17 protein-coding genes and 1 pseudogene are annotated in these 16,485 nt (G+C 39.3%); 2 read left to right on the top strand and 16 right to left on the bottom strand.

Going from position 1 to position 16,485, the window contains the following annotated elements:
- Window positions 1–177 precede the first annotated feature (177 nt).
- Window positions 178–1,305, top strand: coding sequence for a tyrosine-type recombinase/integrase (locus ACOKFD_RS01765; RefSeq protein WP_422859683.1), 1,128 nt, complete (start codon window positions 178–180; stop codon window positions 1,303–1,305).
- Window positions 1,306–1,663: 358 nt separating this feature from the next.
- Here ACOKFD_RS01765 and ACOKFD_RS01760 read toward each other — a convergent pair whose 3' ends face one another.
- From ACOKFD_RS01760 to ACOKFD_RS01725, 8 genes and pseudogenes are all read right to left on the bottom strand, one after another.
- Window positions 1,664–2,227, bottom strand: coding sequence for a GNAT family N-acetyltransferase (locus tag ACOKFD_RS01760; protein ID WP_422859682.1), 564 nt, complete (start codon window positions 2,225–2,227; stop codon window positions 1,664–1,666).
- A 20-nt stretch (window positions 2,228–2,247) separates the two neighbouring features.
- Complete coding sequence (locus ACOKFD_RS01755; protein ID WP_422859681.1) at window positions 2,248–2,679, bottom strand: hypothetical protein; 432 nt, start codon at window positions 2,677–2,679, stop codon at window positions 2,248–2,250.
- Window positions 2,680–2,789: 110 nt separating this feature from the next.
- The gene (locus tag ACOKFD_RS01750; protein WP_422859680.1) at window positions 2,790–3,557 is read right to left on the bottom strand and encodes a nucleoside phosphorylase; all 768 of its coding nucleotides are present in this window, start codon (window positions 3,555–3,557) and stop codon (window positions 2,790–2,792) included.
- Window positions 3,558–3,566: 9 nt separating this feature from the next.
- Window positions 3,567–5,585 carry a glycosyl hydrolase family 95 catalytic domain-containing protein gene (locus ACOKFD_RS01745; protein ID WP_422859679.1) on the bottom strand — a complete coding sequence of 673 codons (2,019 nt, stop codon included), beginning with the start codon at window positions 5,583–5,585 and terminating at the stop codon, window positions 3,567–3,569.
- A 22-nt stretch (window positions 5,586–5,607) separates the two neighbouring features.
- Window positions 5,608–6,721, bottom strand: a pseudogene (locus tag ACOKFD_RS01740) (ABC transporter ATP-binding protein).
- 19 nt (window positions 6,722–6,740) lie between these two features.
- Entirely contained in the window at window positions 6,741–7,565 is an 825-nt protein-coding gene (locus ACOKFD_RS01735; RefSeq protein ID WP_422859678.1) for a carbohydrate ABC transporter permease, read from the bottom strand.
- Window positions 7,566–7,567: 2 nt separating this feature from the next.
- Window positions 7,568–8,449 carry a carbohydrate ABC transporter permease gene (locus tag ACOKFD_RS01730; RefSeq protein WP_422859677.1) on the bottom strand — a complete coding sequence of 294 codons (882 nt, stop codon included), beginning with the start codon at window positions 8,447–8,449 and terminating at the stop codon, window positions 7,568–7,570.
- Window position 8,450: 1 nt separating this feature from the next.
- Complete coding sequence (locus ACOKFD_RS01725; RefSeq protein ID WP_422859676.1) at window positions 8,451–9,671, bottom strand: ABC transporter substrate-binding protein; 1,221 nt, start codon at window positions 9,669–9,671, stop codon at window positions 8,451–8,453.
- 126 nt (window positions 9,672–9,797) lie between these two features.
- Between ACOKFD_RS01725 and ACOKFD_RS01720 the strand changes: the two genes are divergently transcribed.
- Window positions 9,798–10,673, top strand: a complete 876-nt coding sequence (locus ACOKFD_RS01720) for an AraC family transcriptional regulator (protein WP_422859675.1) — start codon at window positions 9,798–9,800, stop codon at window positions 10,671–10,673.
- Between the two features lie 250 nt (window positions 10,674–10,923).
- Here ACOKFD_RS01720 and ACOKFD_RS01715 read toward each other — a convergent pair whose 3' ends face one another.
- The 8 genes from ACOKFD_RS01715 to ACOKFD_RS01680 are packed head-to-tail and all read right to left on the bottom strand — an operon-like array spanning window position 10,924 to window position 16,452.
- Window positions 10,924–11,568, bottom strand: a complete 645-nt coding sequence (locus ACOKFD_RS01715) for an O-methyltransferase (protein WP_422859674.1) — start codon at window positions 11,566–11,568, stop codon at window positions 10,924–10,926.
- A gap of 7 nt (window positions 11,569–11,575) precedes the next feature.
- Window positions 11,576–12,640, bottom strand: a complete 1,065-nt coding sequence (locus ACOKFD_RS01710; protein ID WP_422859673.1) for an adenylate/guanylate cyclase domain-containing protein — start codon at window positions 12,638–12,640, stop codon at window positions 11,576–11,578.
- The gene (locus ACOKFD_RS01705) at window positions 12,630–13,064 is read right to left on the bottom strand and encodes a cupin domain-containing protein (protein ID WP_422859672.1); all 435 of its coding nucleotides are present in this window, start codon (window positions 13,062–13,064) and stop codon (window positions 12,630–12,632) included. The genes ACOKFD_RS01710 and ACOKFD_RS01705 overlap by 11 nt, the downstream gene beginning before the upstream one ends.
- A 10-nt stretch (window positions 13,065–13,074) precedes the next feature.
- Window positions 13,075–13,788, bottom strand: coding sequence for a ZIP family metal transporter (locus ACOKFD_RS01700; RefSeq protein ID WP_422859671.1), 714 nt, complete (start codon window positions 13,786–13,788; stop codon window positions 13,075–13,077).
- Between the two features lie 6 nt (window positions 13,789–13,794).
- The gene (locus ACOKFD_RS01695) at window positions 13,795–14,355 is read right to left on the bottom strand and encodes an ester cyclase (RefSeq protein WP_422859670.1); all 561 of its coding nucleotides are present in this window, start codon (window positions 14,353–14,355) and stop codon (window positions 13,795–13,797) included.
- On the bottom strand, window positions 14,352–14,657 hold the full coding sequence (locus tag ACOKFD_RS01690; protein WP_422859669.1) for a 4Fe-4S dicluster domain-containing protein: 306 nt from the start codon (window positions 14,655–14,657) through the stop codon (window positions 14,352–14,354). Before ACOKFD_RS01690 ends, ACOKFD_RS01695 begins: the two co-directional genes overlap by 4 nt.
- Window positions 14,654–15,895: a metallophosphoesterase gene (locus ACOKFD_RS01685; RefSeq protein ID WP_422859668.1), complete on the bottom strand. Its 1,242-nt coding sequence runs from the start codon at window positions 15,893–15,895 to the stop codon at window positions 14,654–14,656. The genes ACOKFD_RS01690 and ACOKFD_RS01685 overlap by 4 nt, the downstream gene beginning before the upstream one ends.
- Before the next feature lie 2 nt (window positions 15,896–15,897).
- Window positions 15,898–16,452 (bottom strand): phosphatase PAP2 family protein, encoded by a 555-nt coding sequence (locus ACOKFD_RS01680; RefSeq protein ID WP_422859667.1) that lies wholly within the window; start codon window positions 16,450–16,452, stop codon window positions 15,898–15,900.
- Between the last annotated feature and the right edge of the window lie 33 nt (window positions 16,453–16,485).

Below are 16,485 nucleotides of genomic sequence, written 5' to 3'. Positions count from 1 at the left end.
TCGATTTTTAAATTTCATTTAGATTCATTTGTTTTCATTTAATTGATTTTCAATAAGTTGTTGAAAATTAATTCTTTTCTTCGTTTCTTTTAGTAGCCTATTTTCGTACATTTATTTCACCTAATTTTCACCTCGACATGATTTTTGACACTCGAGGTGAAAAAATTTCACCTCGAAATGAAAATAAGTCTGAAAAGCAAAAAGATTAAAAATGGAAAGTTGAGCCTTTTTATAGAATACTATAAGGGCCACTTTATTGACAAGAACGGAATTAACAAATACAATAGAGATTTTGAGTATTTGAAAATGTACCCTTTGGAGAATCCGTCGACACCAGATGAAAAAAGAAAGAACAAGGAGATTTATGAATTGGCTGAAAAAATCCTATCAATACGTAAATCAGAATTCTATCAGGGAAAGTATAAACTAAAGGATAACAAAAAAGGGAATATCGTTCTTTTTGATTTCTATAAAACACTTCAAGAAGAACGCTACGAATCCAAAGGAAATTATGGGAATTGGGATGCTGCCTTTAAACATCTAGAAAAATATGCTCCTTCTAATATTCAATTAAAGGACATTGATACGGATTTCGTTAGGGGATTCAGGCGGTACTTAGATACCAAGGCGAAAACGAAAAGCAACATTCCCCTATCCCAAAATTCTAAATACACGTATTTCAATAAACTCAAAGCGGCGCTTAGAGAAGCCTATAATGAGAACTATATTGACACCAATGTGATTAAGTCGGTTAAAGGATTTGAACAAGCGGAATCGCAAAGGGAATATTTGACCTACTCTGAATTACAGGCCTTAACACAAACCGAATGTAAATATCCTATTCTTAAGAATGCGTTTATATTCAGTTGTCTTACTGGATTGCGATGGAGCGACATTAATAAATTGACTTGGGCGGAAGTGCGGGATGAAGATGAAACCTCACGAATCATTTTTAGGCAAAAAAAGACCGATGGACTGGAATACCTATATATTTCTCGGCAAGCAAGAGATTTATTGGGAAAAAGAACCCATAAAAATGAGCGAGTATTTAAAGGATTAAAATATGGTGCGGTTTACAATACTGAAATCCTTAGGTGGTGTATGAAAGCTGGTATAACGAAGCATATTACTTTTCATAGTGCCAGACATACCAATGCAGTTCTCTTACTTGAAAACGGTGCAGATATTTATACGGTTTCAAAACGTTTGGGACATAGAGAAATTCGAACTACCGAGATTTACACTAAAATCATTGATAGGAAAATGAAGGAAGCCGCTAATATGATTCCAGAACTTGACTTTTAGCGACCGCCTATTGAAATTCAATTTAAAAAGAGTACTAGTAGGAATCCAAATGACTTTCTAGAAATGCTGAAGGGTCTGAGATAATTTAAATAAACCTCAAATATTGGCTATTGATTATTATTATGAAAATGAATTAGACAGGTTACTAATCCTATCTCTGTATAAGATTCCCGACAGAAATTCCAAATTATTCGAACTAAAATTATCGTAATAGACCATCCAAAATATTACACAAGTACGCTTAAGAATTTTTACAGTCAATTAGCATTGGCCTAAGTTGGACATCTTTTACTCGCAAAATCCAATCTATTTGCGATATTTTTTAGGGCTAACTAACTTCAAATTATACAATAGGTTTCTATTGATATTCCGATTTCAACTTCGAAAAGACCGATGTATTGCGAAAATCATTAAAATACTCGCTATAGTCGTCTTCCCTAAATGTGCCCTCATATGTAAAACCACACTTAGTGGCTACTCCGCAAGAAGCAACATTTTCTTCATCACATTTGATCTGTACTCGGTTCAGGTCAAGATTTTCGAACACCTCTTTTTCAAGGATTTTTACGGCTTCTGTCATAAACCCCTTTCTCCTATGTGTATAAGCAATCCAATACCCGATCTCTGCAGATTTATTTTCTTTATGGATATCGAATATCGAAATATTTCCGATATATTCTGAATCGAGAAAGAGTCCGTATTCTATTTGGTTCCCTTGACTTGTTTTTTCCTCTTTCTCAAACAAGTATTTAAGACTATCCTCTATTTTTTGGGTTTGTTTTGGCCAGGGGAACCATGGTTCAAGATGGATTCGATTTTCGTCGACTACTTTGAACATAACCTCTGCCATTTTCAATGTTGGTTGCGTTCTTTTTAAGGTCAATCGCTTCCCTTTGAGTTGATTTTTGAATTTAATTTTCATGGTTCAGCATAAATTTGAAGCTACTCTTTTCCGAGAACATAGGTTTTAAAAACATACTGCCAAGGAGTAAAGATCATCGGGATGATGATCAGCATGAATATTGGGACCCAATCTGCCGCTTCACTCACTGCCAACTGGCCCTTTTTATAGAGCGGATAAGCAACGAACATCAACCAAAGCCCCTTGTAAAAAAACATAAAAAGCATTATCGGCAACATTTTTAGAGTGTGGAATATTCCGAGACTCGATAAGGTCGTGTAGGCCGCAATGGCACACCAGGCAATGGCTATTTCAGGGTTCCATTCCCCTTTGTGCGTCATCAATTCACTCCATGCATCCTTAGCAGCGAAAAGAAACATCAGCAAAAAGAATAATTTCAAGACGTATACTTTTATGGGCCACACCCCTTTGTATTTTTTCGAAGGCCTAAAAAGATTTCTTATGAATTTCATGGTGCTATTTCTGTTAAATACCTCAATTGGTATTGATTGAAGGTCTCGCGAACTTTTTGCGCTTCGTAATCAATTTTATGAACTACCTCTTCAGCCCCATTTTTTGTTCTTCATTCAAACAATACTTTCTCAGCGATTTCAATAGCCTTGAACAATGCTCTAGAGGTCAAATCGGAATTAAGGTGTTCGTCCCAATTCGTAAAGGCCACATAGTCACTAATAACAAGTAAAGATGCGATGTCGACCTTTCTGAACATGGCAACTGCAAATAAAGAGGCTAGTTCCATTTCCACAGTTGCAATACCTTCTTGCGCGTAGTGTGCTATTTCCTCTTTTGTTTCGCGATACATACTGGCAATGGTCCAGCTGCTACCTACTTTGTAATCAATAGCCTCATTATCCAATCTGTTTTTCAGCTTATCAGTAAGACTTAAAGAAGGGAAAGCATATTTTTCGGGTGCCAAATAGTGGTGCGATACGCCTTCGTCCCGTATCGATTTATCAATCAAAACGATTGTTCTGATAGGATTGTTTTTTTGTAAACCTCCAGCGTGCCCAATCACAATAAAGTTTTTGACCCCGACCGCAATCAATATTTCCAGTATATGACTGGCCGCAGCCCCTCCAATACCAAAATTGCCTACAATAGCTACTTCGTTGTTATAGTCCTTCAGGTAAATCATTTCTCCGGTCCAAAAATGGCTATGTTCGGTATTATCCAGGTTTTTATAGTGGTCAATGACCGATGATTCGAAACAAAGAATAACTGATTTTGGTGGCTTAAAGTCTTTATAATTCTTTTTTTCGGCCGATAGGTGTTGTTTGGGGGTAATGATTACCTTATGGTCGTATTTTTTGGGATACTGCGGAAAGGCCATCTTGATTATTTAGGATTTGGAAAACTCTAAAGCCTTCACTTCGTAGGTTTTTTTCTTGACCCCTACTCCTTTGACTATTAAGCTTTGCCACTCTTTGGGCAGACAAGGTTTCTTTTGAACGATTCCCTCATCGGTGATATCCAATCCTGCAAAACCAAAAAGCACCACCTGTAACATTCCCCCCGCTCCCGTGGCAAAATAGGGGTTGTCACTTGTAGCGCATTCCGCCAAAGCTCCAAAAGGTGCCCGTTTGTTGGGTTCGTAGCTACGCTTGTAGAGCTGATAAGCGGTCTCGTCATTCCCCATTCTGGCATGGATAACGGCGAAAATGGCTATTCCCATAGCAGGGCCTTCCTCTGCCAATTTGGGTTCGTAGTACTTTAAGTCTTTTTCAATTGTAAATTCATCGTTGATGATATTCAACGGATAGGTCAAAAGATTCACATCTGCCTGTTTAATCCGATCTCCGTCATATTCAGAATGTTCTTTGGTCGTGCCATCGGGGAATTTATGCAGCTTTATTCTTGAAGCAACCTCTACCCATTTCGGGTTTGGAGTTTCACCCACTTTAATCGCAGCCATGGCAGCAAATTCTAGAGCTGTGATCGCGGCGCCGTTGGTAAATGCATTGTCATCTACATTTGGTGCAAACTCATTTGCCCCTACCACATTTTTGATGCTATAACTGCTGTCATCAAGTTTGACGGCTCGACTTAGCCAGAAATTGGCGACTTCCTTTATTAAAGGATAACCCTTATCCTTTAGCCAATCTAAATTTTGGGTAACGCGGTAATAATTCCAAAAAGCAATGGCTACATCCGCGGTTATGTGATGTTCAAAAGTGCCCGTCAAAGCCCAAGAAGGTGTCGCTTCTTCTCCCGTATCGTCACTTTCCCATGGAAACATTGCACCCTTGTACCCAAAGTTGATTGCCCGTTGTTTTGCCTTTTCCAAACGGTTCGAACGATAATTGACCAAAGAACGGGCAATATCTTGATCCAATAAAAGCAGGGGTGGAAACATCCAAAGTTCTGTGTCCCAAAAAATATGTCCGTTGTAGTTTTGCGAGGATAGGCCCATAGGGGCAATACTCAAATCGGAATCCCCTCTGGAAAAAGAGTATAGATGATAAAGTGCCAAACGAACGTCCAATTGATCGTGCAGATTTCCTTCGATGATGATATCGCTTTCCCATAGATTTTCCCATAGCGCCTTATGACCATTCAATAGTTCTTCCCTTGGGGTCAACAAATTGAAGATGACAAAGCGTTCGGATTCATTTTGAGGGTCACTGAAGTCTTGTGTGGTACATTCGGCCCCCGTCCATGCAAATTCAAATTCCTCTCCTTTCTTTAATTCCTTTTTGAAGGAAAGTCGGTTGTCATAATCCGAAATATTTTCGTGCGCTAAGGAGGGCCTTTGATTTTCGCGTGTCGAATTGATGGCATGCCATATGAAGGTCGCCGAAGTACCGACCGTATGCCTACCGAATCGGGTCTTCGCAATTGTACGAAGTACGGGCATTGTGGTCTCCAAATCTTCAAGTACTTCGAACGAATGCCTAAGTTCACTATATTCCTCAGGAGTTTCGATGATACCTGTTGCCTTTAGTAAAATGTTTTTTAGGGGATTGATTTGTACGTCAACATAACCACTGTATTGAATGTTTCTCAAGGCGTAAATGGTATAGGATATTTCAGCCTTATCAAGGTGCTTAAAGGTAGTCGTGAAACTTGCCTCCTTCATGTTCAGGGTTTGATGAAAGTTGGCGATATTTTCTTCGGAAATTTTGATTCCGTCGACTTCCAGTTCAAGATTCGCAAAATTCATTCCTAACAAAATTTTGCTTACCCCGTTCCGGGACTCCTTTTCATACACATTGTTCAATATGATTGACTTTGTTCTAAAAGGTCGATCTTCAGGTAAGATACCGATTCTGCCATTTGCCAAAACGATTCCTGTATAAGCATCGGTCTTGCCCGATGAAATCTGCCAACCTTGGTTTTCTTGACTTATTGGTGTGCTCATAAATACGTATGCTAAATTTGGGTTACATAATCCGTTGTTCGGTTTCCTTATCAAAGAAGCGTAGACGGTCGATATCGACCCCGATTTCCAGCTCCACCCCGATTTTATAGGAAAATTGCGAATTACTCCGAAAGCAAAAGCTATAATCGGGATTGCCCTTAAAATGGAAATAGACATACGATTCGCTTCCTATGGGTTCAAGGGCATCGACAACAATCTCCATACTCTGTGACAGTCTTTTTGTCTTTTCAAAAGCCTTGTCATAAATATATTCAGGGCGAAAACCGAAATAGACTTCCTTACCCACAAAAGGTTTTAAGCAAGGCCTTAAATCTTTGGGCACTGCAAATTTGACCCCTTCGGATTGAAAGGTGACTTCTTCTTCCATCCCTATTTTTCCAGGTAGGAAGTTCATGGATGGGCTCCCGATAAAACTCGCCACAAATTTGTTCTGTGGATTGTTGAAAAGATTCATGGGCGTATCGAATTGCATCACTTCACCATCTTTTAAGACGACGATACGATCCCCCATGGTCATCGCCTCGATTTGGTCGTGGGTTACATAAACGATAGTGGCATCCAATTGGCGGTGCAGTTTTTTGATTTCGGCCCTCATTTGTACCCGAAGGGAAGCATCTAAATTGGAGAGCGGTTCATCAAACAAAAAAACCTTTGGATCTTCGAACGATTGATCTGCCAATGGCAACACGTTGGCGCTGACCGCCCGACATGTCTTTTGGTCTTCTATCCAATAAATGGGTAATGTCCAATATTTTGGCTGCGTGCTCTACTTTTTTCTTAATTTCCGCCTTTGGCGTTTTTCGTAGTTTCAGTCCAAAAGCCATATTCTCAAATACGGTCATGTGCGGATACAACGCATAGTTTTGGAAGACCATGGCAATGTCTCTGTCTTTGGGCGAAAGCTCGTTCATTCGCTCACCAGCAATTTTTAAATCGCCATCGGTTATTTCTTCCAAACCGGCAATCATGCGGAGCAAGGTGGATTTTCCACAGCCGGAAGGACCGACCAAAACGATGAACTCCTTGTCCTTAATGTCGAGGTTGGCATCCTTAATAGTGGCACTCTCCGCACCCGGATATACTTTTTCGAGATTCTTTATAGCAATGTTGGCCATGGTCTTTACTTTATCTTTTTTATCCTTTTAATCCTGAACTAGCAACGCCCTGTACAAAGTAGCGCTGAAAAATGATGAAGATCATCAATGTTGGCAAAGAAATCAATATGGTTCCGGCCATTAATAACGGCCAATCGGTCAATAGTTCGGTACGCAAGCTGGCCATGCCCAGGGGCAAGGTGTACATATCTTCGGTATAGGTCACAATCACAGGCCATAAAAACTCGTTCCAAGAACCTTGAAAGGTATAGATGGCGACTGCGGCCAAGGCAGGTTTTGAAATCGGAAGGAAGACCTGCCAAAAAATCCTGAAATAAGAACAGCCATCAATGAGTGCCGCTTGTTCCAAATCTTTTGGGATGGTCTCGAAAAACTGCTTCATCAGGAAAATGTTGGTTACACCAACCAAACCGGGAATAATCAATCCCCCATAGCTATTGATGAGTTGAAATTCATTCAAAATAATAAATTTAGGTACCAAAAGAATAATACCCGGAATCATCAGACTACTCAACAACAACCCGAAAATGAGCTTTCTTCCCTTGAATTCCAATCGGGCAAAGGCAAATCCCGCTAAAGCGGAAAAGAACACATTGGTCACGGTCTGGATCAAGGTCACCACTACGCTATTGAACAGCCATTTACCGAAAGGAAGCTCGTTCCACACGTTCTTGTAATTATCCAAGGTAAAAGTCTCCGGAAAGAGTTTTATCGGCCATTCGAATACGTTCTTGTCCGCATTGAAACTGATGGACAACGAGAACAAGAAGGGCCCGATGTAAATCAGGGCGGCTATTCCCAAAATGATGAAGAACATTATTTTTTGAAGTTTCAGCTGTCTCATTTTTAATAGGCATCAGGTGGAAAATATTTCTTTTGAATGATAGTGGTCGCAAAGATCAACAGGGCCAATATCGCCGCCGATGCCGCCCCAAATCCGAAACGGAAATATTTAAAGGAATTCTGGTACACGAAATATGACATGGTCGTTGATGCATTGTCAGGTCCACCGCTACTCATGATAAAAATCTGGTCGAAGACCTGAAAACACCCAATCAAGCTCATAATGACCACGAAATAGGTGACCGGTCGCACCATGGGTACGGTAATCTTCCAGAACTGCTGCCATTGACTGGCTCCATCTATTTTTGCAGCCTCGTAAAGACTAGAGGGAATGTTCTGCAGACCTGCCAAGAATGAAACCATAAAATACCCCGAAGTTGTCCAGATATTTAACATCATGATGGAAGGTAGCACCGTTGTCGGGTTGGTCAACCAGTCAATGTTCGAATCAACCCCGACTGCATTTAAGCCATAATTTAATAACCCAGGTTTGGAATAAATCCAGACGAAAATTATCGAGGTGACCACCGAGGAGGTTATGGCCGGAATGTAGAAAGCCGTTCTAAAAAAAGCCCTCCCCTTAATCTTTTGGTTCATGAGGAAGGCAAGAAACAAGGATAAAAGTGTCTGAACGGGCACTACGCCCATCGTATAGATAATGGTATTTTTAATGGCCTTTATGAATACTTTGTCTTGAAAAAGCTCGAAATAATTTCCGAGGCCTACGAAGGGTTTGTCGGGAATCAGAAGGTTCCAGTCATAGAAACTGACCACAAAGGCGAAACCGATAGGAAAGAATACAAATACAGTCAACAACAACAACGGAAACCCAAGAAAAAGATATCCCCAAAACAACTGCTCTTTTTTTCTGCTCTTGAATTTCATGTTAGTCCAGTTTATATTTTTCAAGGGTTACGGCCAGTTCTTTCAATGTTTTCTCGATGTCTTTGTTCTTATAAAAAATGCCCTGCATTGCCGCTTGGCTTTCATCGAACCAACGCTCTTTCATATTGACTTTATATAAAGTCGCGTATTCAATGCTTTTCATAAAAGTGTTCAAAACACTGTCTTGATAAAAACCGTTTTCCTTGGCAACACTTTTTCGGGTTGGCAAGGCGATTCCCGATTCCGTCCAGGTTTTCATGCCTTCCTTTCCGCTGAGGTACGAGAGCATTGTCCAAGCCTCTTCTTTGCGTTCGCTTTGTTTGGGAATGACCATGGCAACAGAGAAAGCCATGGTCGCTCTTTTTTTGCCTTTGGGAAGTTCGGCCACACCGTATTCAAGGTCTGGCGAATTGTCCTGCAAGTACGGAATCAACCATGCCCCTGAAATGGTCATGGCACATTGTTTTCTCGAGAAGACGTCGCCCAACCAACCGGCACCCATATCGGCCGGATTCGTTGCAATGCCATCACGGTAAAGCGACATCATAAATTTGGTGGCTTCGACGAATTCAGGTTGGCCAATTTTTATTTCACCCTCCTCCGAGATGATTTCGCCCCCATTTTGATAAGCAAAAGGTAATACAATGTCGATGGAGGGTTCGATAACAAAACCGTATTGATCGGTCTTACCATCACCGTTGGTGTCTTTGGTCAGTTTTTTTGAATATTCGTATAGTTCCTTCCAGTCTTTGGGCGGCTCGGTCAGGCCAGCTTCCCGAAACATTTTTTTGTTGTAAAAAAACACATAGGCATTGAAGTCCTTGGCAATTCCGTAGTTCTTTCCCTTGTATTTGAAGGCATCTTGGAATACGGGAAAAAAATCGTCATAATCAAAATCGGGATTGTTCTGTAAAAATCCGTCGAGCGGTTCCAAAACCTCAAAATTCATATAGGCCGGCGAGGTGTCGCCCTTCAACCAAAAGAGATCTGGTGCCTTGCCGGTGCCCAGCATCAATTGCAGTTTCTCGGTATAGTTTCCCGGAATAGGTTGAAACTGAAACGGCACTGCGGGATGTTCCTTTTCGAAATCCGCTAATGTCTTACGGATAATTTGCTCTTCGGTCTGGCTTGATTGCCAAGAGGTATATCGTGTAACGGACTCCTTTTCTCCGCAAGAAAAAAAGCCCAAAAGACAGCTAAAGAAAAAGAACTTGTATTTCATGAGCGGTTGATTTGGTCAAATGTAAGTTGAAGGTTGACAAATACATTTTTCTATTTTTGCCAATTCCAATCAGATATTTGCCAATTTTATAATTTATGGGTAATTTTTGAGTCAAAATAACATTAGATGAAAGCGGAATATCAAAAATTATCCCAAGGGACCTTAGAGAGTTCGTTCAACGAGTTCTGGGTAAAAACGGACTATTTCGGTTTTCACTGGCACTACCATCCCGAAGTTGAAATTTGTTACGTAAAACAGGGTCGTGGCAAGCGAATTATTGGAGATAGTATAGCGGATTTTTCAGATGGGGATTTAGTTTTGGTGGGCTCTAATGTGCCGCACTCGTGGATTACCGATGAGTCGTTCAACGAATCGGATAAGCAAATAGAAGTTTATGTGGTACAGTTCGCAATGGAATTGTTCGAACCTTTAGATCTCATTGCAGAGTTTGATTTGGTAAAGAAATTATTGACGTTTTCGACCGCTGGGATTCAGTTTAAGGATGTTTCCAAAACGGAGCTATTGGAAACTCTCCTTAGTATAGGGCATGAAAAAGGTCTTGGGAAATATTTGAAGCTTTTACAACTTTTGAATCTGATGACCCTCCATGATCAAAAAGAATTGTTGTGCAGTACAAACTACAAGCCCGACTTAAAAAAGTATCATGAAGAGCGTATCATGAAGGTATGTAACTACATCCATGAAAACTATAAAAACCAAATAACTACGGAAGAGTTGTCGAACTTGATATCAATGAACCCCTCGGCCTTTTGTAGGTTTTTTAAACGCTTATTGGGCAAGACCGTCGTAGAATATACAAATGAGCTTCGAATTGGTCACGTACGTAATCAACTCAGGGAAAACAACATACCCATATATAAGTTAGCGTTTGATTCAGGTTTTTCAAGTGTGGCTTATTTCAATCGCGTTTTTAAACATATTACTGGTAGAACTCCAAAACAATATCGAGATTCGACTAGAGGATATAGGAAAGTTTCTTAAAAAAAGGTTTTGTGGCACTATAATCTACTCTTAAGATTTATTGGTGATTTTATTCCCCAGCCCTTGGCGGAGGTCAGAAAACTGAAAATGTTTTCAGGCAACCTCTAATCGGCACAAATGCACGAGCAACATCATGCCACTTGACCTTTCTTTCCTTATTCACGAAATAGACCTGAGCCTAAAAGAAGGAAAAAGATAGATTCTGAATTTATCGCAATGTCGTAGAAGTGACCTTCAGAGTCGGCCATAACTAATTGCTTGATATATATTCAGTAAGTTCTGAACCGCCTTTATCATCTTTTAGACGTTTAGTCCTATATTTTTCTGGATTTGCTTTTAAGTACTCCAAAAATGGTCTGGCACTTTTAAATGAAGCATTGTCCGTATATATCAACATTCCTTTTTTGAATTTGGGTTCGAGCAATTTCACTAGTGGTAAGTACAAATCATTCCATCCGTCCAGTAATAAAAACTCAATACCATCATTTACATCTTGTAGTGTTTTCATCGCATCGCCGACACGGACTTCTACCCATTCTTCTAGCTCAGCTTCTTTAAAATTATTTTGCGCTATTTCTGCTTTTTCAGGCAACAACTCTGTTGTAATTACTTTACCGTGATTTGCTTTGGCCGCAGCTCCTAAATACATAGTCGAAATACCAAACGAAGTGCCAAATTCGACAATACGTTTTGTCTGATTTTCGAGCAAAAGGTTATACAACATTTCGCCTTGAGATTTTGAAATGGCGATATAGGCATCTTTCATATCCTCAGGTTGAAGCTTTCTAAAAATACCCTTTGTTAATCCCTTAATTAATGTTAGGCCTTGTGAGTTTGCTTCCTTATGCATTCTATTAAGAACTGACTGTATTTTTGTGTCTTGTATTTTTTCCATTGTTATTTTAATTGATAGAATAGATTTTTACTTTATTGGTCTTTCCCTTGAGCATCACTATTCCTTTTTCTTCTATATCCCAGTCTTGTTCTGAATCTAAATTTTTAACCACATCTTCAGAAACTAAGAGATTTTCTTTGTAGCTATTACATTGTGCTTGAATTCGGGCGGCCATATTGATGGTGTCACCGTGATAAGCAATCTCACGTTTTATTTCACCGACTTCTGCTACCGTTACAATGCCCGAGTGGACTCCCGCTTTAAACTCTGGTAGCAAACCATATTTTTTGCAGTAGTGTTCTTTTCTGTCTTCTAAACGTTTCGCGAAAGCGTAATACGCATCAATACAATCTTCATATCTAAAATTTTTGCTTTTTTTAGACCAGGTGAGCACCGCTTCGTCACCCACATATTGGTAAATCTGAGCATTGTGGGCTATCACTACACTTATGTCTTTAAAGCAGTCTTGAATTAATTTACTGTACCGAATATGACCTAGCCATTCGGCAGCTGTTGTAGATGACCGCATATCCAAGAACATAAAGACACGCTCTTCTTGTTTGGGTCTATAAAATTTTCCCGAGAGCATTTTTAAAAGATTTCCCGGTCCAAACTTCTTATCAATTTCTTCTACAAATTCAATTAAAAACCCAATTAAGAAGCAAAATGTAATGAGTACCCACGCTTGTCCAGAAATGAAGTAGTTTTTGACTACCTCAGGGTCGATATCTGCTTTAAAGACATTAGCAAAAAACCAAAACGCTATAATGATGAAAAGAAATATAACTAGACTATAACCCAATGCGCCAATAAAAATGACCTTTCCAAAAGAAATTTTTGGAAACTTGAACCTGTGAAACCAATAAGCATAGGTTCCAAATAAAAATCCAGATACAAGGCCGAGTAAAGTTTGAAAAATGATTCGCTTTGTTAGGTCAAAATCGTCTACTTCCTTTACATCACGCACAATCTCTTGGCCATACTCCCGAAGGAAATTAAACAGCGCAAATGCTAGCGTCCATACAATGATGTGCTTGCCTATGGTTTTGTAGTATGACTTTCTAATCTTCATAAATATCGTACTCCTCTGCTATCTGTTGCATTAATTGTTTGTCCTTAAATTGCGAATCACTCATTTGGGAGAGCTTCTCTAAATATTCATCGAACTGTCCATTTTTGAAAATAGATAGCATTTTACCACCTTTTTCGCATCTTGCAGAATGCGGTACACCAGGAGGAATAATTACCGTATCACCAGGCTGGGCAACAACAATATCGCTATCAAAACCATAGGTTACTTTACCCTCTAGAATGTAGAATACTTCAAACATTTTTTTGTGGTAATGCCTTTTCAAGTAGAAGCCAGGTTTTAATATATCTTCAACAAAGCACAACTCTCCATTGGTTGCAATAGAAGGTAGTTTTACGAAACAATGGTCTTGGGTGTAATTGTAATCTTTTCCTTTGCCGCTTCTGATAATAGTAGGTTCATTCATATTTTTTCTTTTAGATTATTTTTTCTCCTATGATACCTACTAAGAAGCCTAAAATCGCTCCTAAAGGAGTCAAGTAGTTTTTTGAAAGTTTACTTTCTGGGATGATGTCTTGGATTAATAGATAGAGAATACCGCCACTTGCAAATGTCATTAGGTAGGCAGTAAGGCTAGGGTAGTCGCTTAAAACAAAATGACCAATAGAGGCGCCGATTATACCGAAAAAACTAAGACCGAAAAATATCAATAGTGTCTTCTTAGCAGTGTAGCCACTTTGCACTAAGTCTCTAAAAGAATTAAATGCTTCTGGCAAGTTCTGTAATCCAATAAATATTGCCAGTAAGGTGGCCGTAGCTTGGTCAGTTGCAAATACTGCTCCTAATGCTATGGATTCTGGTATAAAGTCCATCATCATAGCTAGAAGCGTGGCAGTTTGCCCTCCTTTTTTTGCTAAGTAGTGGTCAATAACCATAAAAATTAGGGCACCTCCTAGAAAAGATAAGGCTAGAGGTATTAACTCTAATTCTTCCATTCCACTAGGGATTAGCACCAATGCCAAGGCTGAAAGAATAATACCCGCACCAAAAGACATCATCGTATGAGTTATTTCATATTTAACTGGGCTTTCTTTACTATGATGGTTAAAGTAATTTGCAATTAATCCTCCAATAAAAACGGTGATTCCCGCAAAACCTGAAAAGAGTATAAGTTGAGTCAATAAATCCATTTCAAATTATTGTTTGGAAGTTGTGCTGACTTGACCAATGGCAGTCAACCAAGATTCTACGTGATGAGATTTAGTAATCTTACCATTTTCTATTGTATGAATATCTATTGTAGGGATCTCAAACTTTTTTGTTCCATTGGTCGGAGTGCCAAAAAAATGACCTTCCTCAGAGTTAGGTGTACCCGTGGCAATACTGCGAACAATAATCTTATTTCCTGACACTAACATCTCTTGCGGTTCCCATTTTAAATCAGTAATCATTGCTCCAAAAACTGATAAAGTCTTTACAAAACCTACTCTGCCGGCACCACCTATAGGCTCTGGTGTTGACACCCAATTTTCATCCATATAATTTTTGGACAAAGCATCTGTCTGTGGGTCATTTGGATTACTTAATTGATTGTAAAATTGTTGGGCAATGGTTTTCATCTTATCAGCCTCAACCGTTTGTTTTTCTTTATAAGCTTCGACGGCATCAGATGCAATCTTGTTTTCATCAATAGGTTTTTGACAACTGAGTAGGGTTAATACTAAAACTGTGCTAATAGCTAAAATTGATTTCTTCATTTGTTTGTGATTTTGGTTAATTTGATAGCCTTTTCTGGACACACTTGTACACAAAGTCCGCAGGCGTGGCAAAGGTTCACATCCGTTATGTATGCTTTTTGCTTGTTAAAGAATGTCTTTATTCTACCTTTAAAGTTTAGTTTTGATTTGTCTTCAGGGGTTATCGGGCGCATTTCCAATACATCATAAGGGCATACCTCAATACAGTCTTCTTTTCCACCACAGTCATTAAAGTCTATAAGTGGTTTTAGAATCCCTCCTTCTTCTTTGCAGAAATTATTTAGTCTCTTTTTATTACTCATACCATTTGAGATTTAAGCGTTAGAACCGTTATTTCTGGCGGAATTCCTACTCTGCCCGCAAAAGCTATAAAGCCAAAGCCTCTATTGACGTAGAGATATTGGCCTAACTCTTTGTAAAGTCCCGCCCATCTTTTATAGAGGTACTGTATGGGGCTCCATTTAATTCCTAGCATTTCAATACCAACTTGGGTACCGTGCGTATGGCCAGAAAGCGTTATATCAATATGCTTTTTGTGAGGTAGCACTTTTTCTTCCCAATGGGTAGGGTCGTGGGACATTAAGATTGAGAATTCGTTTTCTTTGCAATTTGCTATCGCTTTGTCAATATCACCTTCCTTTACAAAGCCCTTACCCCAGTTCTCGACTCCTATCAACCTTATATGTTGATTTTCTTTTTCAATTTTTACGCTATCATTATTGAGCAATTGAAAGTTCACATCGTGATAATGCTTCTTGATGGCTTCAAAATTTGCCTGAGCAGCTTCTTTGGACTCAAATAGGTCTATATCTTGAGAGTAATCGTGATTGCCTAATACGGAAAACTTTCCGAATGGAGCTTCTAAGTTTTTTAGAATGCTCTTATAGGGAAGTACTTCAGCTTCTAGGTCGTTGACCAAGTCGCCAGTAAACAGAATTAAGTCTGCGTTTTGCTTTTGCAAAAGTGCCAAGCCTTCTTTTACCTTCTCGAAAGAATCAAAACTGCCAGCGTGAAAATCGGAGAATTGTGCAATTCTAAATCCATTGAATTCTTTTGGGAGGTTTTTGAAGGTTAATGTAAGTTCAACGAGATTGAAATTGTATTTCCCCTTGGTGATTCCATACAAAAAAGAACTAAAGGGAAGTGCTGTTAAACCTAAACCCAGTGTCTTGACGAATCTTCTTCTGCTTTTGTCAGAGCTGTCGTTCTGCGGTTTTTTGAGAGATGCTTTCTTCTGGAAATAACCACCTAGTATTATAGCATCGTCAAATAAGAAAAAAATGAAGAGAAAGAACTCACAACAGAGAATAGTGAGCATAAAGGCAATTGCAAAGTTTTCCAAGAATGTTAATCCAATCATTCCATCGGAAAAAGCAAAAATGGTGGTGATTACGCCAACAAGCATAGACCCTATCGAAATTGTGGCATAAACAATCGCCCAAATGGGGGAAGTTAAGGCTTGCCTCACTCCTCTAAACATATAGCTTTTGAAGAGCAATGCCACAATTACAATAAGGAAAACAACCAACCAAAATTTCATAATCAAAACTTGTATTTGAATCCAACAACGAAACTGTTATCTACATTTGAGAATGTCAATTCCATATGCTCTTGTTGGTATGGTGTTGTAAACAAGTAAGAGCTACCTATGCCAATGATAGCACCAGCCAAGACATCCCAACCATCGTGTTTGTTGGCTTGCATTCTTGTGTAACCGGTATATCCTGCTAGAACATAAGCAAGAAGACCTAGCTTCCATCCGTAGCGTTTTTGGATGAAGGCAGCACTTTGAAAAGTTGTGGAAGTATGTCCTGAAGGGAAAGAATTATTGTCGCTTTTATCGATTCTCTCTTCGCTTATAAGTGCCTTCAAGCCAAAGGTGATTCCCTGAGTTAAAAGGGCGCCTTTGGTAAATTGCCAAGTTCCTTTCGTATCACCTGAAATCAATGAGCCGCTTATGGCGGTTAAAGGCAGGGCGTAGAGCAATACATCTCCGGTATCTTCAATGAATTCATTCTGTGCTGTCACTTTGTTGTAAAAAATTGAGCACCCTATTACTACACTAGCACATATAATATTCTTTAAATTGTAAAACATCTTATTCCTTCTTTGATTATGTAGTATTACGCC

The organism is Flagellimonas ulvae (assembly GCF_049333175.1).
Taxonomy (GTDB): domain Bacteria; phylum Bacteroidota; class Bacteroidia; order Flavobacteriales; family Flavobacteriaceae; genus Flagellimonas.
Note: the sequence above shows the minus strand (reverse complement) of the source record. Positions and strands in the feature narration are given on the sequence as shown.

Bases quoted from the DNA above. Each gene is read 5' to 3' on its own strand.
- ACOKFD_RS01765 (WP_422859683.1), top strand. From the start codon at position 178: ATGAAAATAAGTCTGAAAAGCAAAAAGATTAAAAATGGAAAGTTGAGC.
- ACOKFD_RS01760 (WP_422859682.1), bottom strand. From the start codon at position 2,227: ATGAAAATTAAATTCAAAAATCAACTCAAAGGGAAGCGATTGACCTTA.
- ACOKFD_RS01755 (WP_422859681.1), bottom strand. From the start codon at position 2,679: ATGAAATTCATAAGAAATCTTTTTAGGCCTTCGAAAAAATACAAAGGG.
- ACOKFD_RS01750 (WP_422859680.1), bottom strand. From the start codon at position 3,557: ATGGCCTTTCCGCAGTATCCCAAAAAATACGACCATAAGGTAATCATT.
- ACOKFD_RS01745 (WP_422859679.1), bottom strand. From the start codon at position 5,585: ATGAGCACACCAATAAGTCAAGAAAACCAAGGTTGGCAGATTTCATCG.
- ACOKFD_RS01735 (WP_422859678.1), bottom strand. From the start codon at position 7,565: ATGAGACAGCTGAAACTTCAAAAAATAATGTTCTTCATCATTTTGGGA.
- ACOKFD_RS01730 (WP_422859677.1), bottom strand. From the start codon at position 8,449: ATGAAATTCAAGAGCAGAAAAAAAGAGCAGTTGTTTTGGGGATATCTT.
- ACOKFD_RS01725 (WP_422859676.1), bottom strand. From the start codon at position 9,671: ATGAAATACAAGTTCTTTTTCTTTAGCTGTCTTTTGGGCTTTTTTTCT.
- ACOKFD_RS01720 (WP_422859675.1), top strand. From the start codon at position 9,798: ATGAAAGCGGAATATCAAAAATTATCCCAAGGGACCTTAGAGAGTTCG.
- ACOKFD_RS01715 (WP_422859674.1), bottom strand. From the start codon at position 11,568: ATGGAAAAAATACAAGACACAAAAATACAGTCAGTTCTTAATAGAATG.
- ACOKFD_RS01710 (WP_422859673.1), bottom strand. From the start codon at position 12,640: ATGAAGATTAGAAAGTCATACTACAAAACCATAGGCAAGCACATCATT.
- ACOKFD_RS01705 (WP_422859672.1), bottom strand. From the start codon at position 13,064: ATGAATGAACCTACTATTATCAGAAGCGGCAAAGGAAAAGATTACAAT.
- ACOKFD_RS01700 (WP_422859671.1), bottom strand. From the start codon at position 13,788: ATGGATTTATTGACTCAACTTATACTCTTTTCAGGTTTTGCGGGAATC.
- ACOKFD_RS01695 (WP_422859670.1), bottom strand. From the start codon at position 14,355: ATGAAGAAATCAATTTTAGCTATTAGCACAGTTTTAGTATTAACCCTA.
- ACOKFD_RS01690 (WP_422859669.1), bottom strand. From the start codon at position 14,657: ATGAGTAATAAAAAGAGACTAAATAATTTCTGCAAAGAAGAAGGAGGG.
- ACOKFD_RS01685 (WP_422859668.1), bottom strand. From the start codon at position 15,895: ATGAAATTTTGGTTGGTTGTTTTCCTTATTGTAATTGTGGCATTGCTC.
- ACOKFD_RS01680 (WP_422859667.1), bottom strand. From the start codon at position 16,452: ATGTTTTACAATTTAAAGAATATTATATGTGCTAGTGTAGTAATAGGG.